We start from the raw sequence: 26,494 nt of genomic DNA on the forward strand, positions 1-26,494 counted from the left end.
GGTCGGAACGGAGTCGACCCGAGCCGACCCACCACAACCAGCACCCAAAGACAAAGATGCACTGTAGTATAAGTATTGCGTAACCAGGGGGAGCCACCAGCCGAAATACGAGAAGAGGAGTCCATGGCCACTGAACAAGCCCGCCCCCTCGGGCGCCGAGAGCGGAACAAGCAGAGGGTCAAGGACCGCCTCTACGCTTCAGCCCTGTCCCTCTTCGCGGAAAAGGGCTATGACCGGACCACCATCGACCAGATCGCCGAGCGTGCGGACGTAGCGCGCGGCACATTTTTCAACTACTTCCAGCGCAAGGAAGACCTGATCACCGCCTGGGCCGACGCCCGCAAGCAGCAGCTGGCGGCCCGTATGGAGAAATCGATGCGTTCTGGGAACGACGATGTGACCGTCCACCTGGAGCGGTGCATGGCCGCTCTCGCGGAGTTCAACGAAACGGAACGCGACGTCACCTCGGCCATGCTCCAGGCCTGGGTCAAGGCCGGCCGTCCGCTCGTCGAAGACCAGCAGGCGGGCAAGATCTTCGCCGACATCATCGAGGCCGGACGCGAGCGCGGCGAAATCGCCACCGACGTCGACCCCACGCGGGTCGGTAACGTGCTGCGCGACGCTTATCTGGGTCTGCTCTACCGCTGGTCGGAGAACCCTGAGCCGTACGTGCCGCTCCACAACGACCTCCGCGAACTCCTCAGGGTCGTACTCACCGGCGTCCTGTCCTACTCCCCGCACGGCCGCGGGGCCCCCACGGCCGGCACGCGTGGAGCCGCGGCACATGAATCGGCCACGACAGACGACTGAGCAGATCACCACCCACGCCATGACGCGGACCAGCCACCGGTCGGCCGCGGCCGCGGAGCCACGACCATCGCCGTCGGCTGGTAGAGGTCTCCCTCCGGGTACCCGCGATGAAACCGAGGCAGCGGAGCCCTCATCGGCGGTGGCCCGCAATCCGGGATCGACGTAGCAGGCACGCCGCCGATCCACCGGGCAGCGCCGCAACGTCAAGCAATCCCTGAGACCACACGCCGATGACCCCTGCTATAGGCGGTGTGAGGAAATCCTGCCGTATACCCACCGGTCGTCTACCAACCAGGGAGGGACCACCAGCCTCCTCCGGACCCGTAATTCTTGAACTGTGCGAAGCCGTCACAAGTCACGTGCGCGACTTCTATGCCCTGGAGTTCACCCCCGATACCCGCAGCCTGGGGCCCGCGTGGCCTGTTCGGGTATCGCCACTCGCCGCCGAGGCGATCGGGACCGAGCACCTACGCAGCCTGAAGGAGCTTGAATGCATTGCCGTGTTCCACCGTGGTGAGGACCGCGACCGGCTAACGGGATCAAGCAGGCCCCGTAGGCCGTTCCCACGGAAACCGGAACCTCTTCCCCGGGAGCTGGATGGCTGCCGATCTTCCTGCACCACCCGGACACGCCGCACCCTGTGCGGGCGGGAGCCTTGCTGCCGACCGGAGACGGATCGCCTCGCACGTGTCCCGACCATGGGGAGATCGCTGGTGATCCGCCAGCTGCATGATGGCGCGTGAACCCGTTACCCGTACCGAGCGTGCGGCGGCCACCGTCAACGGCTTCCGCTCGACCCTCGGGACACTCTACGGATTCAGGGGGTTATCCGGCGCACGGTCGCCGAGGCCAGTGAGCAGCTCGCGCAGCAGTCCGGCGAGATGCTCCTGGTCGCGGCTGCTCATCTTACTGAGGAGCTTCGGAGTGGATTGTCGACATGGTCGAGGAATACGCGCAGGCGTATGCCTCCGGCTAAGGAGACTTCACCACCGACACCGTCGCAGACCTTCTCGGCCACCCCGCGCGCGACATCGCCGACTTCGTCCGTGACCACGCCACAGCGTTCACCTCGGCCGCCCAAGACTGACCTCGACAGCGCGGCTCAGGGCACGCGGTACAAAAAAGTGGCCACCCTGCAGCGGTTATCCGCAGGGTGGCCACTGGTGACCAGGGAACAATCCCGTGATCGCTCTGTCGGGGTGGCGGGATTTGAACCCACGACCTCTTCGTCCCGAATGATGTACCGCCCAATCGTGATCAGCGAAGCACGCAGCTGAAGGCAGTCCCGCGCGTCCGTGAGGGTCCGTGAGGGTCCGTGTGGATCCACCACTGTTCGGCACGATTGGCTTCCTGTTTGGCTTCCTGCTGTTCCTCTCAGAAGCACTCTGAGAAGCCCATTCTTGGCCGCGACGGATCACCTTCGGCGGCAGTCGTTCGCTCCCCTCAGGCCATCTCAGCGCCTCGTTATTGATCTTCGGACGCCAAACGCCTAACTCCCCGTCATGATTCAGCTCCCCAAGGGATCGGCTTGGTCGCACCGACGACGTTGGAGACCGGCCGCAGAACCTGCACAACCCGCACAACCCATCTGACCTGCCGATACGGGCAACCTCTGAAATCTGCAGAACTCCGCAGAACCTTCCGCAAGACCGCACAACCTGCCTGACGTGCTCGGATGTCGCTCCGATAGGAGTCCGCAGAACTCCTGGCGAGGGTTCTGCGGCTTGTCCGGGAGATTCTGCGGAGTTCTGCAGAAAGCCGTCAGACGTGTCCTGACCTGCCATTACGCGGGTTCTGTGGGTTGTGCAGGTTCTGCGACGAAGTATCGCGGACGTCCCAGTAACGCCGCCGCACAACCAATCACTCCAGAAGAAGCCACGTCCCGTCATGCACACGGACGAAGGGGCCGCCCTCCGCGAGGGCATCGGAGATCCGCACCCCGCGCGCTTCCGGTGCCGCCTCCATGGCTTCCTCGGGTGTGAGCCAGCTGACCACGGTCGCCTCTTCGCTGGTCTGTTCCTGTCCGCCTATGGGCTCACAGAGGAATGCCAGTGAGACGACACCGAGCTTCATGTTCTTGTAGACGCCCACCAGTCGGACCGGTGTGACATCGACTCCGGTTTCCTCGCGCACCTCGCGGACGACGGCGCTCTCCGGCGTCTCGTCAAGCTCCAGAACGCCGCCGGGTGGCACCCACCGCCCGTCATCGGCCCGCTTGATCACGAGCACCTTTCCATCGCTCGGCCGGATCACAACTCCGGTGACGCTGACGCTGTGCAACGCGGTGTGGCTAGACATCATCCGTGCTCTCCTGACTCCAGGAGTAGGTCAGCCGCCATTGGAGCGCCGCAAGGATATTCAGACATGTCTCCACAGGGCGGTCTTCGGCGTCGAACGCTGTCCGCAGGACCGCAAAGACCGGTTGGCCTGGCGCAATCCTTAGAAACGTAACCTCCTCCTCGGCTGCCCCGCGTACTTCGATGTCTTCTGTGAACCTCACCGGCCCGAACCCTCGTTCGGAGATTCGCGCGTACATGCCGCTCGGGCCCACGTCCGGCATGGCGATATCGACGCTTCCGGCGACGTCCATCGGAATGTAGGAGGTTGCGATCTGCACCGGCTTGCCGTCTGCGTACATGTGGCGCCTACGGATCAGAGTCTCGTCGGACTCACCGAGCTGTAGGACCTCAGCTATTTCGGCAGGCGGGATGGCGGCTTCACAGCGAACCAGGTCAGTTCGCGGCTTGACGCCAGCCTTACTTAACTCCTCCGCGTAGCTACTCCCGCCCGGCTTGGTGCGGTAGTCCTTATCGATACGGCGAACCCGCTTGACCGTGGGCACATCGAGCACGACAGAGCCGCGACCATGCTCCGTACGGATCATCCCTTCAGCCTGCAACATCGCGATCGCACGGCTGATTGAGCTTTGGTTCAGGCCAAACTCACGCGCGAGTTCGGGCTGACTCGGCAACGTGGAGCCTGGTGGGTAGTCGCCACGCTTGATGGCGTCGCGCAACACGTCGGCCACCTGCTTGTACCGCGCCTTTGGCGGCTCAAGACTGCTCATGCGGCTGCCACCTTCCGACATATGTAGGCTCCACCAACCGTATCGGAGCGCTTAGCGCATGCCCGCTGAACTGGGCAGAGATCTCTTACACTTCGAACTTATGTCATAACTCTTGACGGTTATGACATAAGTCCTTACCTTCGTAGGTGCAGCACTCGACTAGCGGTCCCTGCTTCGTAGCCGCCATCAGGGGCCGCCTGATCTCGGAGGTTCCGAGTGAGCCCCAATCCCGCAACTCTGTCCGCACGGGGACTCCGCGCGGAGATCTTCAGACACCCACTCCCCTGCTCATCCGACCCAGAACTGTTCTTCGACCTGGCCGACGTCGACCGGCCGAAGAAGAACGCCGTCCGCAAGCGCCAGGAGCAAGCCGCTGCGCTGTGCGCGGACTGCCCCGCTCGCGCGTTCTGCCTGGAACTGGCGATCCGGGAGCGCCCCGAATACGGCATGTACGCCGGTTACACGCCCGAAGAGATCGCCGCCATCGCCGACGGCCTGAACGCCGCTCCGGCTGAGGGGAGGGCCGCGTAATGGGTCCCCTGATCTCCTTCCTCGCGCTCGTGGTGGTCGCCGCGATCATCGCGTGGATCCTCCGCGAACACCGCTCCGACATCGCCCGCGCCCGCTCCACCTTCGACAGGAGGTCCCGCCGATGACCAGCACCGCAACCACCATCGACGTCCGCACCGTGCTCATGATGCTGTCCTTGTTCGCACCGGCACCGCCCCGGCCACTGACGGCCCGGGAACTCCAAGAGCGCGCCGTGCGCGTCCTGGCTGACCTGGTGGCATCGGACGCCCCTACCACTGCGGGCACCTGGCGTATCGAGGGGCCAGGGGACGGATACGCCGACCTGTATGACCCCAGCGTCCACCCCGACGCCAACCCCATGTTGGACGGCCTGGTCGACACCCTTGACGACGTACACGACTTCGCCGCCCGCTTCGGCACTGAGGTCACTGTTCGACGCGGCAAGTACCCCACCACCATGGCCACCGTCGACGGCATCACGGTCCGCGTGTGGTGCACCTCCGAGAACCACCACACCACGGCGGGGGGTGACTCCCGTTGACCTGGGAGCAAGCAGCCCAGTTCACGGCGGCCCCACCGTGGTGGGTCATCGCCGCCCTGGCCCTGGCCGCCGCCGTGGTCGGCCAGCGGTGGCTGAAGAAGCGCATCAACGGACTGGCCACCGGTGGGAAGCTGACCACCGCCCACGTGGTGGCTACCGGCGTCGTCCTGGTGGCCGCGATCGGCCTGATCACGCTGGCGTTCGCGATGTCGTATGCCGCTCTGTTCGAAGCGGCCACCTGGCTGCAGGCCACCCCGTTCGGGGACTTGCGGTGGATGTTCCCGATCGGCATCGACGCGGTCATCGTCTACTTCCTCGCCCTTGACCTCCTGATGGAGTGGCAGGGGCGGCGCCACCCCCTGGCGCGCTACAGCGCCTACCTGCTGTCGGCCATCACGGTCGTGCTGAACGTGTCCTCGTCCCATGGCGGAGGGATCACCGAAACCCTCGGGCACGCCGGGCCGCCGCTGGTCATCATCCTCATCTCCGAGGGCGTGGCCTGCTGGATCCGGTACATGGCCGGGCTCCTGGACGACGACCTTCCCGACCGCATCCCCGCCGGGAGAGCCATAGCCCACCCGCTGTCCACCCTGCGGGTACTCCGGCTGATGCTCGGCTGGGGCATCACCGACTACAGCACGGCGCTCAAGCTCGAAGGCTCACGCCAGTACGCCGTGGCCATGCTCCGCCAGGAGTACGGGGCCACGTGGCGGAGCCGGACCCCTCAGCACGTGCTGTGGATGCTGGCCAACGGCCACGACCTTCCCCGGGCGTTCGCTCTGGTCGACGCGCTCACCCCTTCGGTGCCGAAGACCGTCGCCGACGTGGTGCCCCCGTGCGACACCGCTGCCGCATCGCCGAACGCCGGCGGCGAGGAGGCCGACACTTCGGCCCCGCCGTCCGGGGCCGAGGACACGGCGGCCGTGCTTGCCCGGTTCGGGATCGCCGACATCGAGGCGTTCCTGTCGTGCACCGGAGACACCCCGGGCGGTGGTGTCGCACAGCTGCCGCACCCCGGCGCCGAACCGCCTATTCACGGTGCCGACACCGGCGATCCGACCGACCACGACGCGACGCCGGACACGGCCGATGACCAGGAATGCGACACCGATGCGACAGGAGACGCGACACCCCCGCCCGAGGAAGGAGACAGCCCTCTCGATCGCGCCCGCCGCGCCCTGGCCGAGTCCCCCGACCTGAGCGCTGCGCAGCTGGCCGAGCGGATCGGATGCAGTCGCGGGCACGCCTGGCGACTCGCCCGTGAGGTCCGCCGGGAGACACGCGACACCCGGACGCGACAGGAGGGCGACCGATGACCCCTGAGATCGCCGGTCCGCTGATCCTGGCCGCTTCGGCCGGGGTCGGCGGGACCCTCGCCTACCTGAAGATCCGCAGTACCTACCGCAGGACCCGATTCAGGATCCGCCGCGCCCGGCGGTACTTCCACCCGCATTGGGTCTGGTTCGACGAGCCCCTGCCCCGCCGTGCCATCCGAAGGAGGCGCTGATGCCGCTGTCCACCCGGCTACGGGCGCTGTCGCTCATGTTCGGCGAGCTGGTCTTGCTCGCTGACGCCTACATCGCGGCCGTCCTCGACACCCGTCCACTGATCCACCACGCCGTGAACACGGCCGCATGGCTGGGGCGCTCCTGGCGCCGCTGCCGATCGACCTCCATGACCCGCCAGTTCGGCCCCGGACGGGGCCTGGTCGCCGTCGTCATCACCCGACCCACCACCCGAAAGGACACCACCCGTGAGCGCTGAAGGAAGCGAAGCCAAGAAGCTCCTCGACGAGCTGGCCAACATCGAGTTCAACGCCGGAAGCGACATCGCCAAGTGGGCGACGAAGATGCGGTTGATCCTCAAGGCGCTGTCAATGGAGCTGGAGTACGGCGCTCAGGAGATCGAAGCCCGCCTTTCCGAGGTTCCCGCGCCGGAAGGCTCCTCGGGCGTGGTGGTGGCGCGCAAGGCCAAATCGGTGGGCCGCCACGCCCGCCGCTCGGCAGAAGCCGCCCGCAAGTCCGCCGTGGAGGTCGTGCGCACCTGGGCCAGCGTCGAGCGGCAGTTCGACTACGTGCTGGCGCCCCAGACCAAGCGGAAGAAGCCCATCGACCTCAGCAAGTAAGAAGGGAGGCAGAACGTGAGCTGGGATATCGAAGTCTACGAAGGCGACCAGAAAAAGCCCAGGAAGGGCGGTCCGGGGCCGGTCCTGCAGCCGGTACTGATCACAGGGGCTCTGATCCCCGCCGGATGGGCCGCTCACGCCATGTGGGGCGACGCCGGTCTTGCGTCCGGCTTTGCTGCCGCTGGCATCACGGCGGTCGGGGCTGTGGTCACCGGCTACGCCCACCGCCTGACCCGAGCGCGCTCCTGGTACGCCCACCACATGGCCGTCGCGTCCACGGGCGCAGCCTGGACGTGGCTGGCCGCGATGCCGCTGGTCGATCTGAGCTGGGGCCTGTTCGGAATCGAGCTACTGGTAGGCGCCGGTTTCGCATCCGTGTCCGGCATTCACGCCTGGGCCGCCGGTCAAGGCAGCCGTGAGGCCGACGCGCCGAAGCTCCCCAGTTGGGAAGAGGCCGCCGCGAAGGTGGGGCTGACCGGCACGAAGATGAAGGTCACTTCGGTGACGGATCACCGCGTCACCGGGACTGTGAAGCTCCCGGCCGGGCGCACCGCCGACGAGCTGACGTCCAAGCTCCGGCAGCTGGCCAGCGCGTTCGGCGTCGGGGGCAACGGGGTGCGCGCGATCGAGCACACCGATGACGCCTCTCAGGCCGAGGTGACCATCGTCCGCCGCGACCTCATGCGCGAGCTGGTGCCGTGGCCGGGCCTCGACCCCCAGCTGGTGGGCGCGTCGATCGCCGACGCGCCCCTGGAGCTGGGCGTGTATGAGGACGGGGAACCGTTCACCGACACCCTGAACAACCGGCACAGCCTCACGATGGGCATGGCCGGGTCCGGCAAGTCGGTGTACGGAAAGTGCAGGATCCTGCAGGCCGCCGCTCGTCGCGACGTGTTCGTGGTCGCGATCGACATCGCCAAGGGCCTGCAGACCCTGGGGCCGATCGAAGGCGCGATTGGGTGGCCGCTGCTGCGCACCGGGGCCAACCAGGATGCGAAGAAGCAGGCCCACGCGGTACTGGCCGCGATCAAGCGCGCCGTGGGCGCTCGGGCCGACCACCTGGGAAGACTGGGGCTCACCCAGTGGGCGCCCGGGTGCGGGTTGGTGTTCCTGTACGTGGCGATCGAAGAGGCCGCGATGCTGGCCGACTTCGACGAGATCACCGAACTGGCCCAGATCTCGCGATCGGTCGGCATCCACCTGAACCTGTCACTGCAGCGTGCGAGCTGGGGCAACGTCGACACTGACGCGCGCGCCAACCTGGGTGATGGGGTGTGCTTCGGGGTGCGCGACTCCGCCGACGCCGGGTTCTGCCTGCCCGATCACGTCACCGACGCCGGGGCGGCCCCGGAGCGGTGGCAGAAGTCGCGGCCGGGCGCCGCGTATGCGGCAGTGGAGTCCCAGGACCCCGAGCGGCACCCGATCCCAGTCAAGATGTATGGCCCTCCGACCTTGGACCCTGCCGACGAGAACGCGCTCCTCGCCCCGGCCGCCGTGTCACTGGGTGACCAGGACGCCAAGCTCGATGACGTGACCCGGGCGGCGTTCGGCCAGGCCTACGCCGACTACCTGGCTACGCGTCTCACCCAGGACACCCCCGGCCTACCGGAACCCACCGCCCTCGACAATGCGGAGCCCAACCCCGCCACCACCCCGGCGGAGGACGACATGGCCGACGAGCTGACCGATGAGGAGGTCTTCTCGACGCCTGACCCGGACCCGGACCTGGTGTGCGGCATCGATGACCCGATCGAGGTCTCCCCCGGCCAGGATTTCCAGCTGCCCCCGAAGAAGGGCACCCGGGAATCAGCCGAGGAGGTCCGCGCCCGCATGGAAGCCCAGCTACTCACGTGGGCGGAGCAGGGACACACCAGCTTCACCGCCGCTCAGCTCGGCGCCGCCCTGAACGGTGCTCGGGGCCGCTCCTGGATCTATGCCGAACTGAACCGCCTCGAAGAGGCCGACCGGGTGATCCACGAAGACGACGGCTCCTGGTCGATCGTCGTCGGCGAACTCGCCCCCGCCTGACCCCCTGGCCGTCCAAACCGGGTGTCCAACCCCCGTCCAAGCCCGTGTCCAGACCGGTGTCCAAACCCGGTTTGGACGGCCGATGACCTCTAACACCGCGCCGGTGCCCGATCCGCGCGTCCAAACCGGCGCCGCCCCCACGAAGGAGGAGCGCATGACCACACGCCCGCTGCCCGTCCGGGTCCGCCTCGAAGGGTTCCCCGACGACCTGACCGCGCTCGCCGACCTCCTGGCCCGAGTTCCGGGCCTGGACGTCATCGACTGCTCACGCCCCTACCCCAACCGGCGCGGCCATCCGGACCGGTGCCGTCTGTACCTGGAAGTCATCACCGACCACGCCCCTGCCGACCGGTCCGAGACGACGGTCAGCGAGGTCGCCCCCGACGCCATCGTGCGCGGCGACCGCTGAGCCAGCTGAGCACAAAAAAGACGCGGTCCCGGCGCATAGCCGCCAAGCACCCGCCGGGACCGCACTCCAACACAAGGAGCACTCCCATAATGACCGATGCCATCGGCCACGACGACCCTGCCCGCCGACCTGACCCGCCACGGTGCACGCACTGGATCGGGCCTGAGCGCCGGTACTGCGGGGCTACGCCGACTCGCTTCTACGCCTACGGGTACCGGTGTGCCGAGCACAACAAGATCGGCCGTCCCGGCCAGGGGGGCGCGTCATGAGCGCCGCCCGGTTCCTCGACCCGGCTGGGGAGCGATACGGCGTCCCCACCTACCCGTGGGGGTGGGCATTCGTCTTCGACCCCGACCTGGCGACCCGCAAGCAGCTCGCCGCGCGCGGTCTACGCCCGGGCGGCCAGCAGGTGGCCGCGCAACTCATGTGGCGATCGCGCAAGGCCCGCCGCTCCGGCGGTATCCGCACCGCTGCCCTGTTCCGGATCTCCCTGGCCAAACCGAAGCTGCCCATGACTCCGGCACGTTCCAGGGCACTCGCCGCCGCGCTTCGGGCGCGGCGGACCTGCCCCACCTGTCACCTGGTCTTCACCTACTGCATGCCGACATCGCTCGGACAGTGCCCGAACTGCGTCTACGGCTACACCCCCGAACCCTGGGAACTGGAGGGATCCGCAGCATGACCCGCACGAACATCCTCCCGTTCGCACTCGCCGCCGCTGCCCGGGGGTGGCGCGTCTTCCCGCTCCGACCGCGTGCCAAGCGCCCCCTGCCAGGGTTCACCGACTGGGAGCGCCACTCCACCACTGACCCCGGGCGGATCCGCGACCACTGGGGAGCCCACCCCCGCGACAACTACGGCATCGCCACCGGCCCCTCCGGGCTGGTCGTGGTCGACCTCGACACACCGAAACAGGGGGAGCAGCCGCCGCCGGAGTGGGCCAAGCCCGGCATCACCAACGGCGCCGACGTGTTCGCCGACCTCTGGGAGCAGCACGGGCAGGGGGAACTGTCGCTGGACACGTTCACCGTGCGGACCCGGCGCGGTGGACTGCACCTGTACTACGCCGCGCCGGAGGGTAGGCGGTTCCGCAACACATCGGAAAAGCTCGGGTGGAAGATCGACACCCGGGCGTGCGGCGGGTACGTCGTCGGCCCCGGCTGCCACGTCGCCGACGACGACGGCACCGGGGACTACACGGTGCAGAACACGGCCGCTCCGGCGCCCTTCCCCACCTGGCTTGCGGGACTGCTTCCGCGCGCCGATCCTCGCCCGGTGACCTCCGGCCAGGTGCACACGATGCTGGCCACCCACCACAACGCCGCCGGGTACGCCACGGCCGCGCTCCGCGGGGAGGTCGAACGCGTCCTGGCCGCCCGACCCGGGGGCCGCAACCACACGCTCAATATCGCCGCGTTCGCGCTCGGGCAGCTGGTCGGGGGTGGGCTGCTCCCCAAGCACCTGACTGAGGACGCGCTGCTGCAGGCCGGACTCGCCGTCGGGCTCACCGAAGCCGAGTGTGAGGCGACGATCCGCAGCGGGATCCAGTCCGGGCTACGCGAGCCGCGCGGGGGTGCCGCGTGACGACCGCTGACGCCATCTTGAATGGCATCGGTGCCCCGGGGGTGCTGGCCGACCTGCACGGCCAGCACCCCAGCGGGGGTACCGCCGACCACGAGGCGTGGGAGGCCCCGGCCGCCATCGGCCACACGGGCACCAATCCCGTCTTCCCCGTCGACACCCTGCCCGGCTGGGTCGCCGAGTTCGCCACCGCAGTGGCCGAAGAGACCCAGACCCCGGTCGACCTGGCCGGATGCATCGGACTGGCCGCTTTGTCCACGGCCGCCGCCGGACGCGCCATCGTGCAGGTACGCGGCACTTACACCGAACCCGTCAACATCTTCACCGTGGTCGCGATGCCCCCGGCATCCCGCAAATCGGCGGTGTTCCGTGCGATGACCGCTCCCCTGTTGTCCGCTGAGAAGGAGCTGAAGGAACGGACCGCGCCGAAGATCGTCGAAGCGCGGCTTGCCCGGGAGATCGCGGCCGGGGTGGCGGAAAAGGCCAAGCAGCAGGCGATTTCCAGCCAGGGGGCGCCGGACAAGGTGGCGGACGCCAGCGACGCGGCGGTGGCCATCGACCAGATCACCATCCCGGTGGAACCCCGGCTGGTGGCCGACGACGTCACCCCGGAGACCGCCGCCTCCATCCTGGCCGAGCAGGGCGGCCGGTTGGCGGTGCTCAGCGCGGAGGGAGGGATCTTCCAGATCCTGGCCGGACGCTACTCCGGCACCCCGAACTTCGACCTGTTCCTGAAGGGCCACGCCGGGGACATGCTGCGGGTGGACCGCAAAGGCCGACCCGCCGAACACGTCGATTCGGCCGTGCTGACCCTCGGTCTGGCTGTTCAGCCCGAGGTAATCAGCGAGATCGCCGACAGCCCTGGATTCCGAGGAAAAGGCCTGTTGGGGCGGTTCCTCTACTCTCTGCCTCCGAGCAACGTCGGATCGCGCAACGTCGACGCCGAACCCGTACCCGACCAGGTCGCCACCGCCTACGGCGAGCGGCTGCAGCGCCTGGTCAACGCGCTGTACGACTGGGACGACCCGATCCGGCTGCAGCTCACCCCGGAGGCTGACGCGCTTCGAGTCGAGTTCGCCGCCGCCATCGAACCGCGCCTGCACCCCCGCACCGGCGATCTGGGGCACATCGCCGACTGGGCAGGCAAGACCGTGGGCGCCGTGATCCGGCTCGCCGGACTCATCCATCTCGGATCCCACCCCATCGATGGCTACCGGCGCCCCATCAACGCCGACACGATGACCGCCGCAATCCGGCTGGGGGAGTACTTCACCGCCCACGCCCTGGCCGCGTTCGACCACATGGGCGCTGACCCCGATGTCCAACGCGCCCGCACCGTCCTGGACTGGCTGCAGCGCAAGAAGCCGGAGCGGTTCACCGAGCGCGACGCGTTCACTGGCCTTCCCCGGGGATCGTTCCGCAAGGTCACCGACCTACGCCCGGCCCTGGAAGTCCTGGAGTCCTACGGGTGGATCCGTAAGGAGCCGCCACCCCCGCCCAACCCGAAAGGAGGGCGCCCACCCTCCCCCAGATACCTCGTTCACCCCGAGATCACCCGGTCCGGCGCATAGCCGCCACGCACCCGCCGGACCACCCTCCAACACCACAAGGAGCAGCACGTCATGACACCCCCCGCAACCCTGGAAAAGCGGCTGTACCGCATCGCTGAGGCACAGCACATCCTGTCCATCGGCAAGACCCAGATCCACGCCGAACTCCGCGCCGGACGACTGCAGTCGGTCGGCACTGGCAAGGCCCGGCGCATCCCCGCCGAAGCGATCGACGCCTACATCGACCTCCTCAAGCAGGAAGCGGAGGGCGACGCCTGATCACAGCGTGGCCGCGTTCGGTCAGACGCGGCCACGCTCCCCCGTCCTCGCAACATCAACGACAGGAAGGCATCCATGAGCGAGGAAAAGCCCAGAAAGAGGGCTGGTCACGGCGAAGACTCCGTGTACTGGGTGGAATCGAAGCAGCGATGGGTGGGCGCCATCTCGATGGGATTCGCCCCATCGGGGAAGCGCAGGCGTCCGACTGTGACCGCCAAGACAGAGAAGGAGGCCTGGAAGAAGCTTCGAAAGAAGCGGAAGGAGCTGGAGAACGGCATCAAGACCCCGGCAAACTACACCGTCGCTGATGCGGTGAACGACTTCCTCAAGCGCGGGCTGAAGGGATGTTCTCCGAACACGATCACTAAATGCCGAAACCTGGCTAACAAGCACATCATCCCTGAACTGGGGAAAGCCAAGCTCACGGAACTGACCGCCGATGACGTCGACGACTGGCTGGACGATAGGGCCGACGAACTCGCCACCAGTTCCCTGCGTGAAGTGCTCGCCATCCTCCGGCGTGCCATCAGGTTCGCCCAACGCCGCGACAAGGTCCTGCGCAATGTCGCCGAGTTCGTGACCGTCCCTGAAGGACGCAAAGGGCGTCCGAGCAAGGCGCTCACGCTCCAGCAGGCGATCGCTGTCCTGGTCGCAGCCAGAGGCACCCGCCTGTTCGCATACGTCGTGCTCTCCCTTCTGGTCGGCGTCCGCACGGAAGAGGCCCGCGCGCTCCGATGGCCCCATGTCCGTCTCGATCCACCACGCGAGGGGGTTCCGCCGCATGTGCAGGTCTGGCGTTCGGTGCGCGTCAAGGGGGACACCAAGACCAAGAAGAGCCGCCGGACGCTGGCGATCCCTCTGGAATTGGTGGACGTGCTCCGAGAGCACAAGGCCGCACAGGAAGTTGACCGCAGGGTTGCCGGGGACAAGTGGCAGGAGAACGGCCTCGTGTTCTGTACCCAGTTCGGCACCGCCTTGGACGCGGCGAACGTCCGACGCGGATTCCGAGCAATCATCAAGCAATCGAAAATCGGCGGGAAGTGGACGCCCCGGGAACTACGCCACAGCTTCGTGTCGCTGTTGTCGGAAGAGGGCGGCATGCCGATCGAAGTCATCGCCCAGTTGGTCGGCCACAGCAGTAGCGCCACAACGGAGACCGTCTACCGCCACCAGCTCCGCCCGGTGATCACGAAGGGAGCCGGGTTGATGGGCACCCTCTTCGGCGACACCCTCAGGTCGCCCTCCGACACGACGACCTAGCCCCGATTGGCTTCCTGTTTGGCTTCCTAACGACGAACGCCGGTCCCGAAGGACCGGCGTTCGTGCTGGTCGGGGTGGCGGGATTTGAACCCACGACCTCTTCGTCCCGAACGAAGCGCGCTGCCAAGCTGCGCTACACCCCGAAGCAACGTTGAACAGTCTAGCGGACTCTGAAGGGTGCTCGGGACTGCCGTTCCGGATGATCGTCGGTGAGACGGGGACAGGGGTGGTTCAGTCGCTGGAGCAGAGGCGGTGGAGTTCGGCCTGAGCGGTGTCGGCGTCGGGGACGCCCAGGTCAGCGAAGATCCTCGCGGCAGTGGTGAGGTGATCGATAGCCACGTCGCGGTCGATGATGTCGGGTGGGAGCGTTCCGAGTCCGAGGAGGGCCCGCCCTTCGACGTAGCGTTCCTTGCGTTCGCGCGCGAGTTTGAGAGCTCGTGTGTGGTACTCACGGGCGTCGTCGTAGCGCGCCGCGCGCGCGTAAGTGACGCCGAGTTCGTTCAGAATCTCGGCGTCACCGCTGTGCTGTGCTGACGCCTCACCGGCTTCTAGGGCGGCGAAATGGGCGGCGATCGCAGCTTCCACGTCGCCGGACTCCCGTAGGGCGATCGCGAGCCCGTTGCGCGTGTAGATCTCCTGTGCCTGAGAGCCCACGCGTTGCGCGACCTCCAGGGCCTCCTCCAGCCGGCTGATCCCCTCATCGAGGTCGCCCATTTCGACGTTGACCTCGCCCAGGAGGAGGAGGATATGCGCCGATGTCTCGCTTTGGCCGTCCCCTTGCACCCGCATGGCGACTTCGCAGAACTCTTGGGCCTTGGGGTAGTCCCCCAGCATCTTGTAGATGAGCGCCATGTTGGTCCTCTGCATCACCTCCAGTCGGCGGTCCCCCTCGGACACAGCATGGTCGAGGAGCTTCCACGCGCAAGACAGCGCATCGTGGAATCGCCCCATCCGCTCATAGGCCATCCCAAGGTTGCCGTAGGCCCGGATCGCTCCCCGCTTATCGCCGACTCGGGTGAAGATGTCCAGGGCCTCGGTCAACGATTTGATCGATATATCGAACCGGCCCGCGAGGCAGTGCGCGATCCCGAGCCCGATGAGCGTGATCGCGCTGCCCCGTTCGTTGCCCTGGGCACGGCTGATGTCCAGGGCCTTCTCCTGGACGCTGATCAGCAACTCAGTACGGCCGTGGAACGCGTAGAAGCGCCACATAGCATCAGCGAGTTGCCAGGACTCGTCCCCAGCGCCGATAGCGGCGAAGAAGTCGACGGCGTGGACCAGGTTCTCCCGGTGGACCTCAAACCACGCCACCGCCTCCGCCCGCGTCGCGAGTTCTTTGCGGTAGCGGGACACCTGGGTTTCCAGTCTCTTGTATTCGTTGCCTCGTGGCCCCATCAGGTCGGCCGCACACTGCGCCATGTCCAGGTAGTGCTCGGACAGCCGTCTCCGGGCCGCCTCCACTTCGTCCGTTGATAGGAGCTCCAGCGCCTTCTGCCTGGCGTAGGCACCGATGAGGTCGTGGAACCGGTAGACGTCGACCGCGGGTTCCTCCAGCAGGCAGACACTCACCAGTTCCTGGAGGAGGTCGTCCGCGTCAGGCGGTTCGCACTCCAGCAGGGCGGTCGCGCCGTGCAGATCGACGCTGCTGCCGATCATCACTCCGAGGCACAGGAACGTATGACGCTGAATCTCGTTCAGGCTCTGATATGAGAGCTCGAAGACCGCTTCAACGCTCTGCCCGTCGGCCCGCAGTTCGCGGAATCTTCGCTGGTGTTCCCGGAGCCGCTGTTCGACGTGCGCGAACGTCCAACGGGGGCGGCTGAGCATACGTCCGCCGACGATCCGGAGGGCGAGCGGGAGCCCTCCGCACAGGCGCACGACGGACTGCGCCTGTGCGGGCTCCTGCTTCACCCGGTCCGGCCCCAGGACGGCGGAGAACAGCTGAAGCGACGATTCATCGTCCAGCATGCCGAGCGAGATGTACCGGGCTCCGCTAACAACGGCGAGATCCTGACGCGAGGTTACGAGGGTCAGCGATCCGGGAGCCGCCGAGAGTAGCGGGCTGACCTGGGCTAGGTTGTACGCGTTGTCCAGTACGACCAGTACGCGTCTTCCCGCGAGCATCGCCCGCCACAGGGCCGAGCGTTCCTCCACCGAATCCGGGATCCTGTCCGGTTCGACCCCGACGGCCCGCAGAAGGATTCCCAGCGCGGCCACGGCCTCAAGCGGCTTCTGGTCGACGGTGAAACCGTAGAGATCGACGAACAGCTGGCCGTCGGGATAATGGTCGACGAGCTGATGCGCCGCGTGAACGGCCAGCGTTGTTTTTCCAGCGCCGCCCGGCCCGGTGATCACGAAAACATCGGAACGACCAGTGTCCTGCTCTCCTATGCTGAGGAGTTCTCGCAGAGGGTAATCACGCCCGGTGAAGTCGGGGATATCGCGCGGGAGATCATTGCGCGGTATGAATTCGGGCGTCTGATCCTCGGAGAGGGGATCGTTGGGCGCGTCAGGGGTATCCACCAGGGTATTGACCGCACCGACGGCCGTCGGGGGCTCCCCGACTCCCGCGTCCGCGTCCTCCAGCATTCGTTGGTGCAGCTTCATGACGTCGGGGCTCGGGTCCACACCGAGCTCTTCGGCCAGGTGCTGCCGCGTCTCATGGAACACCGTGAGCGCGGACGCCCGCTGCCCGCTGCGATACAGCGCCGCGATCAGCAGGTATTGCAGGCGTTCCCGTAGTGGATCCTCGCGCACCAAAGGCGTCAGGCGGGTCACGATCTCCGAGTAGAGATGCAGAGAGAACGCGCACTCGGCCCAGGCCGTGACCGCGGCCCAGCGTTCCTCTAACAGCGGACGGCACACCGTGTACCACAGGTGGTCGGATCCGGTTCCCGAGAAGGGCCGCCCCCGCCAGCAGGACAGTGCCGAATTCCAGAGGACGACCGCCTCCGCCGGGTCAGCGGCTGATTGCGCACGCACGGCCAGGTCGCGGAACCTGTGGAGGTCGACCTTGTTCGGATCGATCTGGGCGAGATACCCGCCCGCCGTTGTCTTAATGACATCGGGAAATGATCGACGCAGATGCGAAATCTGCACCTGAATCACCGAACGCGCGGTGCGCGGTGGGTCATCGTCCCAGAGACAATCGATCAGACGTTCGACCGTCACCTCCTTTCCGACATCGACGAGGAGTGCACCCAGCACACAGCGCTGCCGCGGCCCGCCAACGGGGACCGCTTCGCCCTCCGACCAGGCCGAAATTGGACCGAGTACACCAAATTCCACAAATGGCACTGTAGCAAGGCCATTTGTGGTGACGAAAAATAGCATCGCCGCACCGCACAGCGCACCCCCTTCCGTGTGCACCGCGGGTGCGGCGAGCATTATTACGGGAAACCTTCAGGCGTCGGCCTTCTCGGGCTTCTCTTCGTCGCTTCTCGCGGGATCTCCCCGCACCTCTCTGGGCGCCCTCCGGTCGTTTTCACTCGGAGCCTCGAAGGGCTCAAGCTCGTACTCGGTCGGGTCCCTGAAAGGCTCGGCCCTCGCGGTCACCGGCAGGTCGAGACGCGCGGCGACCGCCTCGATCCCCGTCTCCGCACCGGTCCCCCCAGCAGCCATCAGCTGCATCATGTGCGCTCCTCTGTCCTGAGAATGATCTCGTCAGGACTCGGAACCCTACGGCCAGTCGACTCCCGCGTCTTCCAGCTCCTCCTCATCCCCCCAGGGCTCCATGTCCTCTTCACGAGGAACGTCGTCGCTGGCGGGGTCCCACCTCCCGGTCACCAGGACTCCGAGCCGATATCCCCCCGGATCGGCCGTTCCGGCATTCCCGCCCAGTAGACCCGCCACGATCTCCTGGAATTCGATGTCGACACGGTTTGGCTCGGTGACCAACATGTGACTTCCTCTGTTCTCTCGGGTGACCGGGAAGATTCGGTCCCTGCCGACGGACTTCCCCTGGATGAACGCCAGACCGGTACCCGCAGGCCGTCCTCCTGCGGGGAACCGGTCTCGCCGAACACGTTTCACACTAGGGCGGCCGCCTTGCGGGCCGCTTTCAGTTCACTTACGGCACCCGAGGCAACAGAAAACCGGAAATAGATCAGCCCGTCCAACGAACTCCAGTCCTCCCCACACGCACCGGACATCACCCCTTGTTTTTCCTCGGGCACGCTGCACACATATTCACCGGGCCATGAACATCGCAGGAGGAAGGAGGAGAACGCCCTCATCCGCCTGCGCTAGTCCGCGGGAGACACCATGGGCTCGACCTCCGCAACGGGCTGGGACACATCCCGCCCCGCGTGCTCATGCTGCGCGCCGCCCTGGCCACGACGGGGGTCATCGTCGCCGCCCTCCTCATCCTCATCCTGTGGGCGCAGGGCGGGCTCGATTCGGCCGAGGCGACGGGTCCGACGTCTCCCGCTGGAACCGCGGTTCGCAACGACCTCTTCACCATTACCCCGCACACGGCGGAGATCGTCACCAACACCGATACCGGCGGCAGCGAGCTGCGGATCCACGCCGACCTCGTCTCCCACCACACCGATCCCGTCTACAGCACCGCCGTGCTGGGAGCGCTGGAACCTGATCTTGCGCCCGCGAAGCTCGAGACCGAGTACGGCAGCATCGCGTTCGAGCGCCGCCCGGACAGCACCGTCGGCAGGATCCAGCCGGAGATGCCCGAGAAGGCCCTGATCAGCTGGCCACTCGCGCGTCCGGGCGGTGACTCCGACGCCGATGACGAGTCCGAGTCGATCGACGAGCTCCTCGACGTGGACAAGCTGCTGGAGCCCCCGGACGATGTCTCCGACCAGGTCGCCCGCGTCGACCGCGTGACCCTGACCGTCCTGGACGCGGAATTCTCCGCCGGATTCACCGACCAGAGTGAGCGCTGGTTCCCCGGCGACACGACGGTCGGCCGCGTCGCCCTCGCACTCGGCGCGGAGTGACCAGCGTGCGCGACATCCCCACGACACCGGCGCGCCGCGCGCTGACGGCCGCCGCGAGCCTGGTCCTCATCGGCCTGATCATCGGGGCCCAGTCCCTGATCCCGTCCTCCGAGGAGCAGACGGAGCCGATCGCCTACTCCGGCGAGATCGGCGCCACCGTGGACGCGCGCCGGTTCACGATCGAGGTGGACAAGGTCCAGTTCGCCCACAATGTCTACGACAGCACGGACTACGGCGACACGACGCCCATCGAGGCCAACGGGATCTGGGTCGTCGCCTGGGCGACTCTGACCTCCACCCGCGACACTCTGACCACCGTCACCGCCGAACTCGACACGGGCGGCGACTCCACCTACGCCGCCAGCACCTGGCTGTTCAACGCCTACGGCGGCATCGGCTCGTCGCTCGGCCCCGGGATTCCGACCTACGGGGCCTTCGTCTTCGAGCTCCCCGAGGAGCGGCTCGTGGACCCCACGCTCCAGGTCGGCGTGGCCCGCGGCCCCGGATCGCGGCTCCAGGCCCAGGCCGACATCCACCTGGGCTTGGGCGGTGACGCACTCGCCGCGAGGATCGACGCGGCGGAGGAATCCGTGCCCATCCCACCGATCGAGACGCGGTAGAGGACGTCGGCCATGCATCCCCAGGACCCCCGACAGTTCCGGCATCCCCAGCGCGGTTCGCTACCCCCGGGCGGTGGTCCGCCCAGTGGCGCGCCGACCGGCGGCGGACCGCGTCCACCGCACCCGCCGTATCCTCCGCGGCCGATGCCGCCGCAAGCGGCGCACGGCCCACGCGCACCGCACCGCCCCGACGGGCGGCGGCCCGACCCGCGCCCCGGACCACGGAGCGCGGCCCGGCGCCGCCCCGGGGCCCGGCATGTCATGCCCTGGTGGCGACGTGTCCACCTGCCCTACCTGCTGGGGCTGTGCGTGCTCCTTCCTCCGGCCGTCGGCGTCCCCTGGTGGGTGGAGCGGCAGGCTATGCTCGACCAGGGCACCATGCCGCCCTCCCCGGCCCTCGTCTCGGGTTCCACCGCCGACCTCGCGGGCAGTGAGTGGGAGCTCCGAGGGATGGCCGTGGGTGAATCCGGAGCCACGTCGGAGCCTCCTGAGGGCACCGAGCTGGTCGACGCCGTCTTCCGGGTGACCCCGAGCGACGACACCGCCTCCGAGCTGCTCGAATCGTCATGCCGCTTCCGCGTGATCGACGCCCGCGACCGGTCCTGGGAACCCACCTCGTCGTTCTCCGGCCGGGAGATGCCCGAGGGCGTCATGACTCCGTCCTTCGGCGGCTGCACCGACCCCGACCGCGAGCGGATCGCCGCGGGCAGCGACCAGAGCCTGGTGGTGCCGTTCCTCGTTCCGAAGGACGCGGTGGACTCGCTCCGCTTCGAGGTCCGCGTTCCCACCAGCACGAAGGCCGACGCTCCCAAGCCCGCCGCCGTTCTCTTCCCCCACCCCGAGCGTCAGGTGAACGAGAAAGGGGCGACGGCCTCCAGCGGCAACGGGGCCGACGCGTCCGATTGACCCGGACCGCCCGCCGACCCGGACCACCTACCCCAGCCGCGTGGAGCGCAGTGACCGCCGACCCGCGCTTTCCGCGCCCACCCGGCGCAGCATCACCTCGAACGTCGCCGCGAGCAGGCACACCCGCAGCAGCTCGTGCAGGCCGGTCACCACGAAGTCGATCGGCGTCAGCCACTGCCACCACCAGCCCAGGAAGTCCGCCGGGCCGATCAGCACGTAGATCCCTCGCCGCAGCCACCCGAAGGCCGCCTCCAGCAGCACGTAGTAGAGGCAGAAGGACAGGTAGAACACCGGATTCAGGCGCAGGACGAAGCGGAACGCGTTGAGGAACGGCGTGTACTTCTCGCGCGCGTCGCGCCCGGCGACCCTGCCGACCCGACGCATCAGCCGGGGTGTACCCGCGATCGCCCGTCCGACCGCCGTCTCCTCACGCTCCTCGTCGAACAGCGATTCGGGCCGGTCGATCTCGGCGCGGAAGATCACCGCGGCGATGGTCAGCCACAGCAGCGGTTCGAAGAGCCCGTCCTTCAGATAACCCCAAACCGTCCCGATCGCGGCCAGCAGCGCCAGCACGGTCGCTTGGATCGGCAGCGAGGTCATGTCGCCCAGCCCGTCCAGCGCGGCGAGCACGACGTTCTGCACCTCGACCCAGACGACCCGAGTGGTCAGCCACTCCTTGGCGTCGTCGAACAGCTGCGCGACGGAGAAGACCGCCGCGAACATCCAGATGCCCTCGAACAGCGCCGTGAGCACGCCGAGCACCTTGGTGCCACCGCGCTTGTAGAGGTGCTCGCACACCGTCCGCAGCGCCAGCGCGACCACCGCGATCACGAGCGGCGTACCGAGCGGGTCGTAATCCTGCGTCAGCCACGCGTCCAAGCCGCGGTCGTTCAGCAGCGCGACGCTGTACCGCCGGTACTCGTCGGCGAGGAGCCCCCACCCGCTGTAGAAGAGCAGGAACGGCAGGATCGCCATCGTCACGGCGTCGACGACGTGCCATTCCCGACCGCCGAACGTCGCGCGCCGTGCCAGCCGCATCCCGACGAGTTCGGCGTCCACCGTGGGCATGCCGGGCCGCAGCAGGTGGAACATGATGATGGTGGTCGCCAGCGTCACCAGGACCGCCAGCCCCAAGCCGAGGAGGGCCAGGGCGGCGTCGAACCGGGACGCCCACACCATGCCCCGCAGCAGCATGCCGTGCAGGAACGTCCCGACCGTGTACACGCACAGCAACGGAGCCCAGTACCGCCTCGCCAGGTCGAGGGTGTACAGGGGCAGCTTCGCAGCGGACGTCGCCAGCCTGACCATCGGAGGCATCCTAGCCGCGGGGTCCCACTCAGGTGGAGTCGTGCTGAGGGTGGTCAGCGCGGTCGCGAACCGGCACCCTGGACGACGGGGGGCGTCGGCGGGGCTCCTGGCCCGTGTGCCGCGCCGCTCCGATGCCAGGAGGATCGATGCCGTAGCGGTGTGCCGCTCTGGGGCAGGAGGTCGGATGAGCGCAGGTGACGGCGACGGCTGGGTGCGGCTGCCCGACGGTTCGCGGCGCTGGGGCCGCTACGGTGCCTCGGGGCTGCTGCTCCATTCCGAGGGCACCGGCAACGGGAGCGGCGGGCACGTGCTGCTGCAGCTTCGGGCCGTGTGGGGCCACATGGGCGGCACGTGGGGCATGCCGGGCGGTGCCCTGGACAGCGGCGAGTCGCCGGTGCAGGCGGCACTGCGCGAGTTCGGCGAAGAGGTCGCCGGGGACCTGGGCGAGGTGGCGCTGAACGGCGTGCACCGGCAGGACCACGAGGTCTGGCGGTACGACACCGTGCTGGCGCACGCGGCGCACCGTGCGGACTTCGCGCCGGGCAACGCCGAGAGCACGGCGATCCGCTGGGTCGCGATCGACGAGGTGGAGCGGTTGCGGCTGCTGGGCCCCTTCCGCGATGTCTGGCCGCAGCTGCGCGCCGCCCTCGCGCAGCGGTTGGAACTCGTCGTGGACGGCCCGGCTGTTCTCCGTCACCGTCAGGGGGAGGAGGGGGAGACGGGGACCGGATACGGCGGCGTCGAGGCAGCGCGACGGCTCCGCGACGAGCTCGCCGACCTCGCGGCGGCCGGAGTCGACGGCGCGGTGCTGCCCGCGGCGCTGCCGCTGGCACCGCTGCATCGCTGGTTCCCCCGCGTCCGGCTGGTGGTCGACGCCGCGGCGCTCCCCCTGCCGTCGGTCCCCGGGGTGGAGGTGGTCATGTCGCCGGGCCACGGGGATGGTGCCGATGACGGCGGCCGACGCCCCTCCCTGAACGGTGCGCACGCCGCCGGCACCCTGGTCGTCACTGCGCCGTCCGAGGTGGGCGGCCGCCGCGGTTCGGCAACGGTGGTTCCTCCGGAGTGGCTGGCGGGTGCCGCGGGGGCGACCCGTGCTGTGCGCTGAATCCCCCCACGGCGCTCGCGGGAGACCCGGACTACGCGCGTAGCTCCCCTTCGCTGACGGTCACGGCCGATCCCCCGATGAAGACGCGGTCCGGCGCGGCCGTCGGTGTCTCCAGGTAGAGCCGTCCCCCACGCGACGAGCACTGGAAGGCGGAGAAGGAGGTCCGCCCCAGGTGCTCGGCCCAGTACGGAGCCAGCACCGTGTGCGCGCTGCCGGTCACCGGGTCCTCGGGCACTCCGACCCGCGGTGCGAAGGAGCGCAACACGAACGCGTCCGGCGAGCCCTCGCCGGCGCGTGCGGTGACGATGACGCCCCGGGACTCGAAGCCGGTGAGCGCGGCCAGGTCGGGCGTGAGCCCGCGCACGGTCCGCTCGTCCGCGACCTCGGCCACGATGTCGCAGGTTCCGGCGGTTCCCGTCCACACCGGCGCCGCGCCCAGCGCTTCGGGCAGCCCGTCGAAACTCTCGGCGGTGGGCACGTTGGCCGGGAAGTCCATCCACAGCCGCCCCTCACGCGGGGTCACGGTCAGCACGCCGCTCCATCGCGTCGCGAACCGGATCGGCCCGCTCGCCCCGTCCTCGATGAGCGCGTGGGCGGCGGCCAGCGTCGCGTGCCCGCACAACGCGACCTCGACGGTGGGGGTGAACCAGCGCAGCTCGTAGTCGGCGGTGTCGCCATCGGCGGGAACGACGAAGGCGGTCTCAGCGAGGTTGAACTCGGCGGCGACCCGCTGGGCCCAGGCGTCGTCGTACGGGCCGTCGAGCACCAGCACGGCGGCGGGGTTGCCGGCGAACGGCCGGTCGGTGAAGGCATCGATCACACGAAAGCGACTCATGCCAGTAGAACGTAGCGCCCGGTCCCTTCGCCCGCCTCTGCTGGGCACTTCCTTCCCCGCCCACTCGTTGAGCGAGGCGAACGGGACAGTGACGAAGAGTCCGAGTTTCGGATGGCCGCGGGGATGTGCCCTGGCTGTCACCGAACAAATAAACGCGAAGGGTGCACGACGCGGCGTCAGGGGTAAGTCAGGGATGTGCCCTGATGTGCCGACCGGTGGTGCGGGGCATGCTGGAAGCACACAACCCGGCCACGGGCCGAAGTCGAGCACCGCTCGCGAGCTGAAGGAGCAGACATGACGCTGGAGCGCGGCAACGCATTCACTCCCGTCGCCTCGGCGACGATGATCTGGCCTTGGGGGACGGCTGCCGCCGCCGGAGCGGTCACCGGGGTCGGTTCTTTCCTGCTGAATACAAGCCTCTCGGCCGGGCTCACCACCGGCATCTTCTTCTTCGCCCTGGTCGGCGGCGCCGTGGCACTGCTGGGCAGCAAGGGCGACCGCCGTGCCCGACGCTACGCGGGCGCCTACCCGTGGCGCTTCGCGTCCGCTCCGGCGCTGCTCGGTGGCGGAGGCGTCGCGGTTGTCACCTACGCGATGGCCATCATCACCAGCGGAGCGTCCATCAGCGACCTGTTCACCGCGTTCTTCGTCGGCCTTTCCACGGCTGCCGTGCTCTGGGTCATCCTCGGCATCATCGCGATGGTCGCCGGGAACCGGTCGTCCTGACCCGCGGGACACCGCGGCACAGGCGGCACGTCCGACGGACGAGACGTGACCGGAACGACGACGGACGCGGCGCGTCCGGACGTTCGCCGACACGCGTGACACGCCCCCGGGAGGGCACTCCTGGGGGTTCGTCGTGTGACCGCCCGGCATTTAGAGCAGGCTGGGACCGGACGCCTCGTTCCGGTACTTCCCCGCGAGGCGCTCCAGCTCGGGCACGAGTTCGGCCGGGGTCGGCTCGGACTCCTTCTCCCTGCGTAGCCGCTCGGCCTGCTGAGCGTAGGAGGGCTGGTTCAGCATCGCGACGACACCGTCGCGGACCGCCTCGGTGGTGAGGCTGTCCGGATGGATCGAGATGCCCGCGCCCGTCTCCGCGAAACGTCCGCGCCTTGAGCGGCATGTCCCACTGGTCGGCGACCATGAGCTGGGGAACGCCGTTAACCAGGGCCGCGTTAAGGGCCCCCGCCCCGCCGTGGTGGATGATGGCCGAGCAGGTCGGCATGAGGGCGTGCAGTGGCACGAAGTCGACCACGCGGGTGTTGTCGGGAACCGTCCCCAGCTCTTCCACCTGCTCGTCGTCGAGCGTGGCGATGCGCTCGATGTCGAGGTCGGCCATCGCCTCGACCAGGTCGGTGATGGGCACGGCGTTGCCGCCCAGCCCCTCCCGGGCCGTCAGTCCCAGCGTGAGGCAGACGCGCGGCTTGTCGACCAGTTCGTTCACCCACTCCGGCACCTCGGCCGGACCGTTGTAGGGCACGTAGCGCACGCCGAGGGTGTGCTAGAGCGTGTTTCTTGGATCATGGTGCGCGGGAACGGTCGGGGCTCGCACGTAGCCGGATGAAGATGTCGGCGATGCGTACCGTGACCCGGTAGCTGGAGGCGAGCTTGTCAAAACGCGTGGCCACGGCCCGCAACTGCTTACGTCGGTCCATCAGCCGCTCCACCCGGTTGCGGTCCCGGTAGGCCTCACGATCAAAGGCCGGAGGCCGACCACCCGAGCGGCCCCGCGCCTTGCGGTTGGACTTCTGGTCCTCCCGCTCGGGGATCGTGCACTTCATGCCCTTCTTTCGCAGCAGTTCCCAGTTGGCGCGCGAGCTGTAGGCCTTGTCCGCGCTCACGCCCCGCACGCGGGTGCGGGGCCGTCCGGCGCCGGGGCCCATGATCCTCACCCGCCCCAGCAGCACCGCAAGAAGCGGGGCATCGCCGTCCTGGCCGGGGGTGAGGGCGGTGGCCAGGTTGCGGCCGTTGCCGTCGGCCAGGGTGTGGACCTTGGTGCTCAGGCCTCCCCTGGAGCGGCCGATCCCCTGGGCGCGTCGTGAGTCCTGTTTCGATGACCCCTTTTCCAAGCGCCTGCGGCGTGTTGGTGGGCGCGTATGGCGGTGGAGTCGATCTGGGTGTGCAGGTCGGTGTCCTGGGTGCCGATGAGGTGGGCTTCGATGCGGTGCCAGGTGCCGTCGGCCTCCCAGCGCCGGAACCTTTTGTAGACGGTGCGCCAGGGGCCGTAGCGCTCGGGCAGGTCCCGCCAGGGCACCCCGGTGCGGGTCCGAAAGAGGATGCCGTTGAGGACCTGGCGGTGGTCGCGCCACCGCCCCCCGCGCCGGGGCTCGGTGGCGGGCAGGAAGGGTTTGATCTGTTCCCATTCGGCATCGGTGAGCTCGAATCTGCGGCTCATATACCCGTTATACGCGGAGGCGTTAGGCCACAGACCCGAGACACAAGATCCAAGAAACACGCTCTAGCTTGTTGTTTTACCTGCTTGCTTGTGTCCAGGGCGGCTTGTAGTGCCCGTTTTGTTCTTCTTCGGGACGCCGTAGCGGGGTGCGGGACGCTTGTTCGGGCTCCCCGCAGGGCGCCCGGGACC

The 26,494-nt window shown here is 68.1% G+C and carries 30 protein-coding genes, 1 tRNA gene and 1 pseudogene; 21 read left to right on the top strand and 11 right to left on the bottom strand.

What is annotated here, in order from left to right; translation table 11 throughout:
* The first annotated feature begins 123 nt into the window (after nt 1-123).
* Nucleotides 124-810 carry a TetR/AcrR family transcriptional regulator gene (locus tag ABD259_RS23215; RefSeq protein ID WP_344165275.1) on the top strand — a complete coding sequence of 229 codons (687 nt, stop codon included), beginning with the start codon at nt 124-126 and terminating at the stop codon, nt 808-810.
* A 1,860-nt stretch (nt 811-2,670) separates the two neighbouring features.
* Here ABD259_RS23215 and ABD259_RS23220 read toward each other — a convergent pair.
* Nucleotides 2,671-3,111: an NUDIX hydrolase gene (locus ABD259_RS23220; RefSeq protein WP_344165276.1), complete on the bottom strand. Its 441-nt coding sequence runs from the start codon at nt 3,109-3,111 to the stop codon at nt 2,671-2,673.
* Entirely contained in the window at nt 3,101-3,877 is a 777-nt protein-coding gene (locus ABD259_RS23225; RefSeq protein WP_344107345.1) for a GntR family transcriptional regulator, read from the bottom strand. The genes ABD259_RS23220 and ABD259_RS23225 overlap by 11 nt, the downstream gene beginning before the upstream one ends.
* Before the next feature lie 216 nt (nt 3,878-4,093).
* Between ABD259_RS23225 and ABD259_RS23230 the strand changes: the two genes are divergently transcribed.
* The 15 genes from ABD259_RS23230 (at nt 4,094) to ABD259_RS23300 (ending at nt 14,181) form a co-directional block, all read left to right on the top strand.
* Nucleotides 4,094-4,408 (top strand): WhiB family transcriptional regulator, encoded by a 315-nt coding sequence (locus tag ABD259_RS23230; protein WP_344107343.1) that lies wholly within the window; start codon nt 4,094-4,096, stop codon nt 4,406-4,408.
* On the top strand, nt 4,408-4,533 hold the full coding sequence (locus ABD259_RS23235; protein ID WP_344107341.1) for a hypothetical protein: 126 nt from the start codon (nt 4,408-4,410) through the stop codon (nt 4,531-4,533). The genes ABD259_RS23230 and ABD259_RS23235 overlap by 1 nt, the downstream gene beginning before the upstream one ends.
* Nucleotides 4,530-4,949 carry a hypothetical protein gene (locus ABD259_RS23240; RefSeq protein ID WP_344107339.1) on the top strand — a complete coding sequence of 140 codons (420 nt, stop codon included), beginning with the start codon at nt 4,530-4,532 and terminating at the stop codon, nt 4,947-4,949. The genes ABD259_RS23235 and ABD259_RS23240 overlap by 4 nt, the downstream gene beginning before the upstream one ends.
* The gene (locus ABD259_RS23245) at nt 4,946-6,265 is read left to right on the top strand and encodes a DUF2637 domain-containing protein (RefSeq protein ID WP_344107337.1); all 1,320 of its coding nucleotides are present in this window, start codon (nt 4,946-4,948) and stop codon (nt 6,263-6,265) included. Before ABD259_RS23240 ends, ABD259_RS23245 begins: the two co-directional genes overlap by 4 nt.
* On the top strand, nt 6,262-6,456 hold the full coding sequence (locus tag ABD259_RS23250) for a hypothetical protein (RefSeq protein WP_344107335.1): 195 nt from the start codon (nt 6,262-6,264) through the stop codon (nt 6,454-6,456). The genes ABD259_RS23245 and ABD259_RS23250 overlap by 4 nt, the downstream gene beginning before the upstream one ends.
* Nucleotides 6,456-6,713 (top strand): hypothetical protein, encoded by a 258-nt coding sequence (locus ABD259_RS23255; protein ID WP_344107333.1) that lies wholly within the window; start codon nt 6,456-6,458, stop codon nt 6,711-6,713. Before ABD259_RS23250 ends, ABD259_RS23255 begins: the two co-directional genes overlap by 1 nt.
* Nucleotides 6,703-7,074, top strand: a complete 372-nt coding sequence (locus ABD259_RS23260) for a hypothetical protein (RefSeq protein WP_344107330.1) — start codon at nt 6,703-6,705, stop codon at nt 7,072-7,074. The genes ABD259_RS23255 and ABD259_RS23260 overlap by 11 nt, the downstream gene beginning before the upstream one ends.
* A 15-nt stretch (nt 7,075-7,089) precedes the next feature.
* Nucleotides 7,090-9,102, top strand: coding sequence for a hypothetical protein (locus ABD259_RS23265; RefSeq protein WP_344165277.1), 2,013 nt, complete (start codon nt 7,090-7,092; stop codon nt 9,100-9,102).
* 154 nt (nt 9,103-9,256) lie between these two features.
* A complete protein-coding gene (locus ABD259_RS23270; RefSeq protein WP_344107326.1) occupies nt 9,257-9,511 on the top strand; it encodes a hypothetical protein in 255 nt (84 codons plus the stop codon).
* An 89-nt stretch (nt 9,512-9,600) separates the two neighbouring features.
* Nucleotides 9,601-9,780: a hypothetical protein gene (locus ABD259_RS23275; protein ID WP_344107324.1), complete on the top strand. Its 180-nt coding sequence runs from the start codon at nt 9,601-9,603 to the stop codon at nt 9,778-9,780.
* A complete protein-coding gene (locus ABD259_RS23280) occupies nt 9,777-10,193 on the top strand; it encodes an RRQRL motif-containing zinc-binding protein (RefSeq protein WP_344107322.1) in 417 nt (138 codons plus the stop codon). Before ABD259_RS23275 ends, ABD259_RS23280 begins: the two co-directional genes overlap by 4 nt.
* Nucleotides 10,190-11,095: a bifunctional DNA primase/polymerase gene (locus tag ABD259_RS23285; protein ID WP_344107320.1), complete on the top strand. Its 906-nt coding sequence runs from the start codon at nt 10,190-10,192 to the stop codon at nt 11,093-11,095. The genes ABD259_RS23280 and ABD259_RS23285 overlap by 4 nt, the downstream gene beginning before the upstream one ends.
* Nucleotides 11,092-12,663 (top strand): YfjI family protein, encoded by a 1,572-nt coding sequence (locus ABD259_RS23290; RefSeq protein WP_344107318.1) that lies wholly within the window; start codon nt 11,092-11,094, stop codon nt 12,661-12,663. The genes ABD259_RS23285 and ABD259_RS23290 overlap by 4 nt, the downstream gene beginning before the upstream one ends.
* A gap of 51 nt (nt 12,664-12,714) precedes the next feature.
* Nucleotides 12,715-12,921: a helix-turn-helix domain-containing protein gene (locus tag ABD259_RS23295; RefSeq protein WP_344107316.1), complete on the top strand. Its 207-nt coding sequence runs from the start codon at nt 12,715-12,717 to the stop codon at nt 12,919-12,921.
* 75 nt (nt 12,922-12,996) lie between these two features.
* Entirely contained in the window at nt 12,997-14,181 is a 1,185-nt protein-coding gene (locus ABD259_RS23300) for a tyrosine-type recombinase/integrase (protein WP_344107314.1), read from the top strand.
* A gap of 66 nt (nt 14,182-14,247) precedes the next feature.
* On the opposite strand, the gene ABD259_RS23305 is transcribed toward ABD259_RS23300, so the two are convergent.
* From ABD259_RS23305 to ABD259_RS23320, 4 genes are all read right to left on the bottom strand, one after another.
* Nucleotides 14,248-14,324: transfer RNA gene (locus tag ABD259_RS23305), tRNA-Pro, on the bottom strand.
* 88 nt (nt 14,325-14,412) lie between these two features.
* Nucleotides 14,413-17,280, bottom strand: a complete 2,868-nt coding sequence (locus tag ABD259_RS23310) for an ATP-binding protein (protein ID WP_344165278.1) — start codon at nt 17,278-17,280, stop codon at nt 14,413-14,415.
* 303 nt (nt 17,281-17,583) lie between these two features.
* Nucleotides 17,584-17,814, bottom strand: a complete 231-nt coding sequence (locus ABD259_RS23315; RefSeq protein ID WP_344165280.1) for a hypothetical protein — start codon at nt 17,812-17,814, stop codon at nt 17,584-17,586.
* A 45-nt stretch (nt 17,815-17,859) separates the two neighbouring features.
* Nucleotides 17,860-18,081: a hypothetical protein gene (locus ABD259_RS23320; RefSeq protein ID WP_344107307.1), complete on the bottom strand. Its 222-nt coding sequence runs from the start codon at nt 18,079-18,081 to the stop codon at nt 17,860-17,862.
* 407 nt (nt 18,082-18,488) lie between these two features.
* On the opposite strand from ABD259_RS23320, the gene ABD259_RS23325 reads away from it, so the two are divergent.
* The 3 genes from ABD259_RS23325 to ABD259_RS23335 all read left to right on the top strand — a co-directional run bounded on the left by ABD259_RS23325 (nt 18,489) and on the right by ABD259_RS23335 (nt 20,662).
* Nucleotides 18,489-19,136 (top strand): hypothetical protein, encoded by a 648-nt coding sequence (locus ABD259_RS23325; protein WP_344107305.1) that lies wholly within the window; start codon nt 18,489-18,491, stop codon nt 19,134-19,136.
* A 5-nt stretch (nt 19,137-19,141) separates the two neighbouring features.
* Nucleotides 19,142-19,756, top strand: coding sequence for a hypothetical protein (locus ABD259_RS23330; RefSeq protein ID WP_344107303.1), 615 nt, complete (start codon nt 19,142-19,144; stop codon nt 19,754-19,756).
* A 261-nt stretch (nt 19,757-20,017) separates the two neighbouring features.
* Nucleotides 20,018-20,662, top strand: a complete 645-nt coding sequence (locus tag ABD259_RS23335; protein ID WP_344165283.1) for a hypothetical protein — start codon at nt 20,018-20,020, stop codon at nt 20,660-20,662.
* 27 nt (nt 20,663-20,689) lie between these two features.
* On the opposite strand, the gene ABD259_RS23340 is transcribed toward ABD259_RS23335, so the two are convergent.
* Nucleotides 20,690-21,970, bottom strand: a complete 1,281-nt coding sequence (locus tag ABD259_RS23340; protein ID WP_344107299.1) for a hypothetical protein — start codon at nt 21,968-21,970, stop codon at nt 20,690-20,692.
* A 184-nt stretch (nt 21,971-22,154) separates the two neighbouring features.
* On the opposite strand from ABD259_RS23340, the gene ABD259_RS23345 reads away from it, so the two are divergent.
* Complete coding sequence (locus tag ABD259_RS23345) at nt 22,155-23,075, top strand: NUDIX hydrolase (protein WP_344107297.1); 921 nt, start codon at nt 22,155-22,157, stop codon at nt 23,073-23,075.
* 31 nt (nt 23,076-23,106) lie between these two features.
* Here ABD259_RS23345 and ABD259_RS23350 read toward each other — a convergent pair whose 3' ends face one another.
* Entirely contained in the window at nt 23,107-23,910 is an 804-nt protein-coding gene (locus ABD259_RS23350) for a PhzF family phenazine biosynthesis protein (protein ID WP_344107295.1), read from the bottom strand.
* 294 nt (nt 23,911-24,204) lie between these two features.
* On the opposite strand from ABD259_RS23350, the gene ABD259_RS23355 reads away from it, so the two are divergent.
* Nucleotides 24,205-24,636, top strand: coding sequence for a hypothetical protein (locus ABD259_RS23355; protein ID WP_344107293.1), 432 nt, complete (start codon nt 24,205-24,207; stop codon nt 24,634-24,636).
* Nucleotides 24,637-24,786: 150 nt separating this feature from the next.
* On the opposite strand, the gene ABD259_RS23360 is transcribed toward ABD259_RS23355, so the two are convergent.
* From ABD259_RS23360 to ABD259_RS23365, 3 genes and pseudogenes are all read right to left on the bottom strand, one after another.
* A complete protein-coding gene (locus ABD259_RS23360; protein ID WP_425573564.1) occupies nt 24,787-24,933 on the bottom strand; it encodes a hypothetical protein in 147 nt (48 codons plus the stop codon).
* Nucleotides 24,934-25,051: 118 nt separating this feature from the next.
* Nucleotides 25,052-25,399, bottom strand: a pseudogene (locus tag ABD259_RS25975) (nucleotide disphospho-sugar-binding domain-containing protein); the annotation flags it as partial.
* 31 nt (nt 25,400-25,430) lie between these two features.
* Nucleotides 25,431-26,305, bottom strand: a protein-coding gene (locus ABD259_RS23365; RefSeq protein ID WP_425573565.1) for an IS5 family transposase whose coding sequence is annotated in 2 segments (ribosomal slippage) — nt 25,431-25,942 and nt 25,942-26,305 — 876 coding nt in all. Because the reading frame shifts where the segments join, the coding sequence is not laid out codon by codon here.
* Between the last annotated feature and the right edge of the window lie 189 nt (nt 26,306-26,494).

Source organism: Nocardiopsis rhodophaea (assembly GCF_039530945.1).
GTDB classification, from domain to species: Bacteria; Actinomycetota; Actinomycetes; order Streptosporangiales; family Streptosporangiaceae; genus Nocardiopsis_C; species Nocardiopsis_C rhodophaea.